We start from the raw sequence: 5,971 nt of genomic DNA, 5'->3' as shown, positions 1-5,971 counted from the left end.
GAGCGAGCCATAAAGCCGTTCGTCATTGGCCGTAAAAATTGGCTATTTGCCAACACGGCCAATGGAGCAAAAGCCAGTGCCATACTGTACAGCATGATAGAAACTGCCAAGGCTAATGGGCTGATGCCTTTTGACTATCTCATGTACTGCCTAGAGCAGCTGTCACTCAAGCCAGAAAGCCTGGATCATTTGTTACCTTGGAATGCAAAACTAGGCTAGGTGCAGATCACCGGACGGATACCTAGCTTCTGACCATAGGTACAAAAATTTCACTGCCCATACTGTTACTGATTAAGATTATAGACGACTAAAATTAATAACATTAATCTTTGATAACAGGATAATTAGCATCCCCCCACAGCTCATGGGAGTTATCCATCATAATGTTAATAATAATAGGCACTAGCTTCGATAGAAATGCCACGCCATCTCGAATTTGATCGCGATTAGCAGAGCTATTCCAAGTTGCTCCACCATGGATCAATTGATTTCTCAAAGTATATAAACGCTGCAGAATTAGCGTATTTAGCGAATCAGTTCGCCTAGTTGAAAGCGCTGTATTTGCTCTTACTTTTGCATCAGCAAAACGTATTATCCACTCTTCTTCATTCAACTTCCCATTGTGGAAGTCCCAAAAAGGTTGGAACACATACTTGTTGTCTAATAAAACTCGAATGCATGAAGAAAACTCTGACCAAGCTAGAGAATAAAGGTGATTATTTTTGTCTAACTCCACAAGCTTAGACATAAACTTTGTTCTGTATCTAGCGTCAATTATCTTGGCCGGTTTTCCGACAATTATCTTGGCCGGTTGATACCGAATTTTAATCGCCCTTACTCAGGGCAGTTTTACGACGATAACTTTCACCTTCGCAGTGAATTGAACTAAGTGATCGATAGCCGCTATGGTCATCGTTGAGTCATCAAAAAGCTCATCCCATTGGTCGAACGATTTATTCGATGTGATGATCATGCTGTGGCGCTCATATCGATGCGCAATCAGCTCAAAAAGCACACTCGTTTCTTGTTCCGTTTTGCGAACGTAACCAACATCATCGATGATCAATAAACTGTACTTATCAAGCTTTAGAAGCTCATCTTGCAGTCGTAAGTGTTGCTTCGCCTGCTGCAGTTGCTGAACAATAGCTGAGGCCGCAATAAACTTAACTTTGTGGCCTTGTTCGATCAGGCCGTAGCCAATGCTGCTTGCGATGTGCGTTTTACCTAAGCCGCTGGCACCAAAAAGCAGGATGTTGCCACCGAGCTTTAACCAACTTGGTTGATTAATTAAGTCGGCAATAAGATGCTTATTAACGCCTTCAACAAGATTAAAATCGAAGTTGCTAAGGTTCTTACCCACGGGTAATTTAGCGTCCTTGAGAAACCGTTGAAGACGCCTGTCATCACGCGTTGCAAGCTCGATGTGGCATAACTCAGACAGATATTGCTGAGGGCTCCATTGTTCTTTTATCGCCTTTTTACCCAGCGTGTTCCATTGTTGAACCATTGTCGCGAGCTTTAGCTGCTTGAGCATGAGCGGGAGTGAGGCGGTTGAGTTATCCATTTAAGCCTCCAGGTATCATGCTGCTGTAAGAGCTCAAGCTGTGCTGCTTTATAGTCATTTTGGGGGTGTTTGGTTCAATGAACAAAAACTGCTTCTCACACTCTCGGATGGCCGGTAATTGTCGCTGAGTAATTGACGCTGCCACAAAACGCCCTAATTGACGCTCACAGCCACTTTGTTTGGCTAAATGCAGCAGTTTTACCATGTAATAGCTCGCTTTATCCGCTAAAAGGTGTTCGTCGACGTATTTCCAGATGGCCTTGTAATTGTCGTCCGGAAGTAAATCATCACGTAGCTGCGAATTGCGAAACGCCAATGGCTTTTTAACTAGTGCGTCAATTACATGTAAGTAGCTAATACTGCGAGCTCGAGAGCCTTTAGATGCATACACGCGCTCTAACTCTTGAATAAAATCAGTACCATAGAATAACTCTAGTCGGAGTTCTGGTCTAATCCCATCGGACACTTAATTTTGAGACAGTATGGTCAATAAATTAAGAGGTCTATATGAGTCTGAAGAAATCACATAAGAGTTATCCGCAGGCATTTAAAGATGAAGCCGTCTTGATGGTGCTAGAACAAGGTTATAGCGTTGCCGATGCGGCAAAGTCTCTTGGAGTTAGCACGAGCCTGCTTTACAACTGGAAGGAAAAACACGAAGCCCTGAAACAAGGTATCACCTTAGAAGAATCTGAGCGTGATGAGTTGAAACGATTGCGTAGAGAAAACAAAGAATTACGCATGGAGAAAGAAATTCTAAAAAAGGCAAGCGCCTTCTTTGCGAGAGAAATGAAGTAAGATTTCGTTTCATCAAACAGCAATCTAACCTGTTTCCTATAACACTGTTATGCCGAGTAATGAGTGTCAGTAAGTCAGGCTATTACGATTGGCATAAACGCCCTGCAAACGTGATAAGCCTTGAAACACTGAAGCTTTATCGCCTTGTTGAACGAAGCCGCTTTGCGGCAGGAACAAGATAAAACCATCCTTTTGCCCCTCATCCTAAATACTTGCTAGACGCGACCTGCTTCGGTCGCAAACCTAGGAGTATCATCATGGACATTCACGAACAACAACGCTTTGATTTACTTTATGAACAACATCTTACCAACTTAACCTTGCAAGGCAAGCGGCCTGCAACCATTGATGCCTATAGCCGAGCTATACGCCGTATTGCGGCATATTTTGACTGCTGCCCCGATACCCTGACCACCGATGATTTAAAGCGCTATTTTGCCGACTTAATTGCCTCACATTCATGGAGCACCGTCAAACTCGACCGTAACGGCTTGCAGTTTTTCTACTTTCACGTCCTCAATAAATCTTGGCAGTGGCTTAATATTGTTAAGCCACCACAGGTGAAACACCTGCCCGATATCCTGACGCCCTGCGAGGTCGCGATAGTTATCAGCCTCACGCGTCAGCTGCGTTATCAGGTCTGTTTCTTAACCCTGTACAGCATGGGATTGCGCCTTGGTGAAGCAATTTCATTACAGGTCGGGGATATTGATGCGGGGCTGATGCAGGTGCATATCCGTGATGCTAAAGGTGGCAAGGATAGACTGGTGCCGTTACCTCAACGCACCTTGTTAGCCTTACGCTATTATTGGCGCACCCACCGTCATCCTCGTTGGCTATTTCCGGGTAAAGATAATCAACCTGACTCACTCATGGACAGAGGCGGGCTCCAAAAAGCCATGAAGCAAGTCATTGCCGAGTGCAACATTCATAAAGCCATCAGTCCGCACAGTCTACGCCACAGTTATGCCACCCATTTACTGGAGCAAGGACTCGATTTGCGCTCAGTGCAAACACTGCTTGGCCATCACAGCCTGAATACCACCGCCCGTTACACGCGGCTCACTGATATCACCCGTAAAAATACCTGTGAGGCAATTAACCAACTGACCAACGACTTAGCTTTGAGGTGGGAGTGTGGGTTATGAGCCAGTTTATCGATATTTTACGCCAACATCTGGCGGATTTTCGGCGGCGTTATGCCCATCAAATCACCCCAGAAATACATGCTGCTATCCATGCCATGCTCAGCTGTCGTTGCAACACGGCGAGGGTGAGTTGCTGGGATTGTCAAACCTGCGAGCAACAGCTTGAGTTTCCGCTCTCTTGCGGTCATCGCAGTTGCCCACAGTGCCAACATGGCACAACATGTGACTGGCTTGATAAACAACAAGCCAAGTTATTACCGGTGAATTATTTTATGGTGACCTTTACCTTGCCGTTTGAATTAAGAGCCATAGCGAAGTCGCAACCCGAGCCGTTCTATCACGCCATGTTTACCGTGGCAGCGAGTGTACTCAAAGACTTTGCCGCACGCTCCCCTAAGCTCAGTGGTGACATCGGCTTCACCGGCGTACTGCATACTCACAGTCGGCGCAGAGACTACCATCCACATCTGCACTTCATTATCCCAGCAGGGAGCTACCACTCAGGCAAGCGGCAATGGCGCAAGTGTCAAACCCATTACTTATTTAACGCCTTTAATCTTGCCAAGGTGTGGCGAGCACGTTTACTGGCTTATCTGAGTGACACGCTTCAACTCACCCTACCACATCAATCCCACTCGAAATGGGTGGTCGATTGTCAGTTCGTGGGTAAAGGCGAACCTGCACTGCAATATCTGTCGCGCTACCTTTATCGGGGCGTTTTACCCGACAGCAGTATTTGTCGTCATGTCGATAATCAGGTGAGTTTTACCTATCAAGACAGTCAGGCCCGCTGCCAACAAGTACGCAGCTTGCCCGCCGTCGAATTTCTGTGGTTGGTACTGCAACATGTGTTACCCAAAAGATTACGGCGAGTACGAGACTATGGCTTACTGCGAGGCAATGCCAAAAAGCTACGGCAACAAATCCAACTGATGTTGGCTGTCGCAGGTGCAGTGTTCCCCATGTTACCTGAGGTCAAACGTACCTTAGCCGTGCGCTATTGCCCTTGCTGCCATCAAGCTATGCATTTTATGGGTGTTCATATGCATCATCGACCGACAGGCGCTAATATCACCGCTTAAGGCGAGAAGTATAAGGATAACGGGTTAACCAAACAGAATGAGGACTCGATAACAGCTTGATGAACAAGTGATAAAAATATTAGCTCGTTCGCTAAGGGCGGATCATGTCTGCAAAAAAGTCTCTTTCAAAGTACGACCTTAGCACCCTCAAATTCTCAATCAGCTATTTGCATAATAAAGTGTCAACAACCAGCATCGGGCTTGTTCAACACTTGGGATAAGGTCGCGGCTACGCGCGGCCTATCCTTATTTGTTAGACAGCTATTTAAGCAAAGTCGAGGCAGCTTAGGAAATCGTGAAATGGTGAAGAAATTGCGCAAGGAAGGCTACCAGGTTGGTCGCTATCTCGTTCGTAAAATTATGCACCGCCTTCGACTCAAAGCAACCCAGCGACGCGCTTACAAGGTGACGACACAGCGAAAACACTCAGATGCAGTGGCAGATAACCTGCTAAACATGAACTTTAACCCCGTATCGGCTAATGAGGTTTGGGCGGGTGACGTGACCTATTGTGTGCCCGGAGTTCAGCACTAGCATGGAATGCTTTAATGAACCACGAGTCTATCTGAAATAGATGAACACTACGGCAGGAGCTACATTGTTTATGGCACTATCTGGTTGTGCAGATAGTTGAGTCTGAGCGGCAGTGACTTATCGTATGCTGATAAGGTGATGTAACTCGCTGACAACGGGGAGTGAGGCGAATTCGTTAAGCCAAGATGCTCCTCTAGACTAAGTATTGGACGGATGAAGAACATGAACCGATTAACCCGCATCTATGGGCTGAAACGTCGCCATTGCCTACACGAATTAATAGGTAATATGGTGCTGCAATAGTGCTAAATGTATGGGCACTATTACCGAGTTAATGAGTAATAAATATGTACTTATTAATGGATAAACGTTAAATCACAATTCTGCGTTTAAGCATCATCACCTTACAGTACGATAAGGTCAAAGACTGCGATCGGCATCCACCCCAATATGTTCGAGTTCAGGTAGGTAAACCGGGGAAGGTTTGTTTTGAATGCTAAGGGAGCATGACCCTGATGACAAACAAGCTGGCGGAGCGTTCGTAGTAGTCTGAGATGGGGAAAGCCCATTACATGGCGAAGGGACACAGTTCTGAAGAATCCCCTGATGATTTACAAATAAATCATCAAATTAGAGTGGAAGCGCATCTTGTTGCATGATCAAATGGTTTCGCTAAAAACTACACTTGGACAACAAGATGCGCGAAGCCAATATCCTACAACATTCTTTACACCAATACTGCCCAGAACTTCACCTAAAACGATTAAACAGCTTGATGCTGGCCTCTAAGGCACTGATTGAATGTAAGACACTGACCTTGACTGAGTTAGGTCGAAAGGTCGAAA

At 45.7% G+C, this 5,971-nt stretch carries 6 protein-coding genes and 3 pseudogenes; 6 read left to right on the top strand and 3 right to left on the bottom strand.

Features of this window, described 5'->3' with window-relative positions:
- A partial coding sequence (locus L5M18_RS22600) for a transposase domain-containing protein (protein ID WP_263198675.1) occupies nt 1–219 on the top strand: 219 nt, incomplete at its 5' end.
- Between the two features lie 103 nt (nt 220–322).
- On the opposite strand, the gene L5M18_RS22595 is transcribed toward L5M18_RS22600, so the two are convergent.
- The 3 genes from L5M18_RS22595 to L5M18_RS22585 form a co-directional block, all read right to left on the bottom strand.
- On the bottom strand, nt 323–748 hold the full coding sequence (locus L5M18_RS22595; RefSeq protein WP_263198674.1) for a hypothetical protein: 426 nt from the start codon (nt 746–748) through the stop codon (nt 323–325).
- A gap of 90 nt (nt 749–838) precedes the next feature.
- Complete coding sequence (istB, locus tag L5M18_RS22590) at nt 839–1,564, bottom strand: IS21-like element helper ATPase IstB (protein ID WP_317629910.1); 726 nt, start codon at nt 1,562–1,564, stop codon at nt 839–841.
- Nucleotides 1,557–2,030 carry a hypothetical protein gene (locus L5M18_RS22585; RefSeq protein ID WP_263198673.1) on the bottom strand — a complete coding sequence of 158 codons (474 nt, stop codon included), beginning with the start codon at nt 2,028–2,030 and terminating at the stop codon, nt 1,557–1,559. Before L5M18_RS22585 ends, istB begins: the two co-directional genes overlap by 8 nt.
- 41 nt (nt 2,031–2,071) lie before the next feature.
- Between L5M18_RS22585 and L5M18_RS22580 the strand changes: the two are divergent.
- From L5M18_RS22580 to L5M18_RS22560, 5 genes and pseudogenes are all read left to right on the top strand, one after another.
- Nucleotides 2,072–2,541: pseudogene (locus L5M18_RS22580) on the top strand (transposase); the annotation flags it as partial.
- Between the two features lie 78 nt (nt 2,542–2,619).
- Entirely contained in the window at nt 2,620–3,510 is an 891-nt protein-coding gene (locus L5M18_RS22575; protein WP_012088873.1) for a tyrosine-type recombinase/integrase, read from the top strand.
- The gene (locus tag L5M18_RS22570; RefSeq protein WP_263198672.1) at nt 3,507–4,592 is read left to right on the top strand and encodes an IS91 family transposase; all 1,086 of its coding nucleotides are present in this window, start codon (nt 3,507–3,509) and stop codon (nt 4,590–4,592) included. The genes L5M18_RS22575 and L5M18_RS22570 overlap by 4 nt, the downstream gene beginning before the upstream one ends.
- A gap of 246 nt (nt 4,593–4,838) precedes the next feature.
- Nucleotides 4,839–5,114, top strand: a pseudogene (locus tag L5M18_RS22565) (IS3 family transposase); the annotation flags it as partial.
- A 709-nt stretch (nt 5,115–5,823) separates the two neighbouring features.
- A pseudogene (locus L5M18_RS22560) lies at nt 5,824–5,971 on the top strand (IS4 family transposase); the annotation flags it as partial.

This window comes from Shewanella sp. SM20, assembly GCF_025654545.1.
Lineage (GTDB): Bacteria > Pseudomonadota > Gammaproteobacteria > Enterobacterales > Shewanellaceae > Shewanella > Shewanella oncorhynchi.
Note: the sequence above shows the minus strand (reverse complement) of the source record. Positions and strands in the feature narration are given on the sequence as shown.

Coding starts and splice junctions, on each gene's coding strand:
- istB (WP_317629910.1), bottom strand. CDS start 1,564: ATGGATAACTCAACCGCCTCACTCCCGCTCATGCTCAAGCAGCTAAAG.
- L5M18_RS22595 (WP_263198674.1), bottom strand. CDS start 748: ATGTCTAAGCTTGTGGAGTTAGACAAAAATAATCACCTTTATTCTCTA.
- L5M18_RS22570 (WP_263198672.1), top strand. CDS start 3,507: ATGAGCCAGTTTATCGATATTTTACGCCAACATCTGGCGGATTTTCGG.
- L5M18_RS22575 (WP_012088873.1), top strand. CDS start 2,620: ATGGACATTCACGAACAACAACGCTTTGATTTACTTTATGAACAACAT.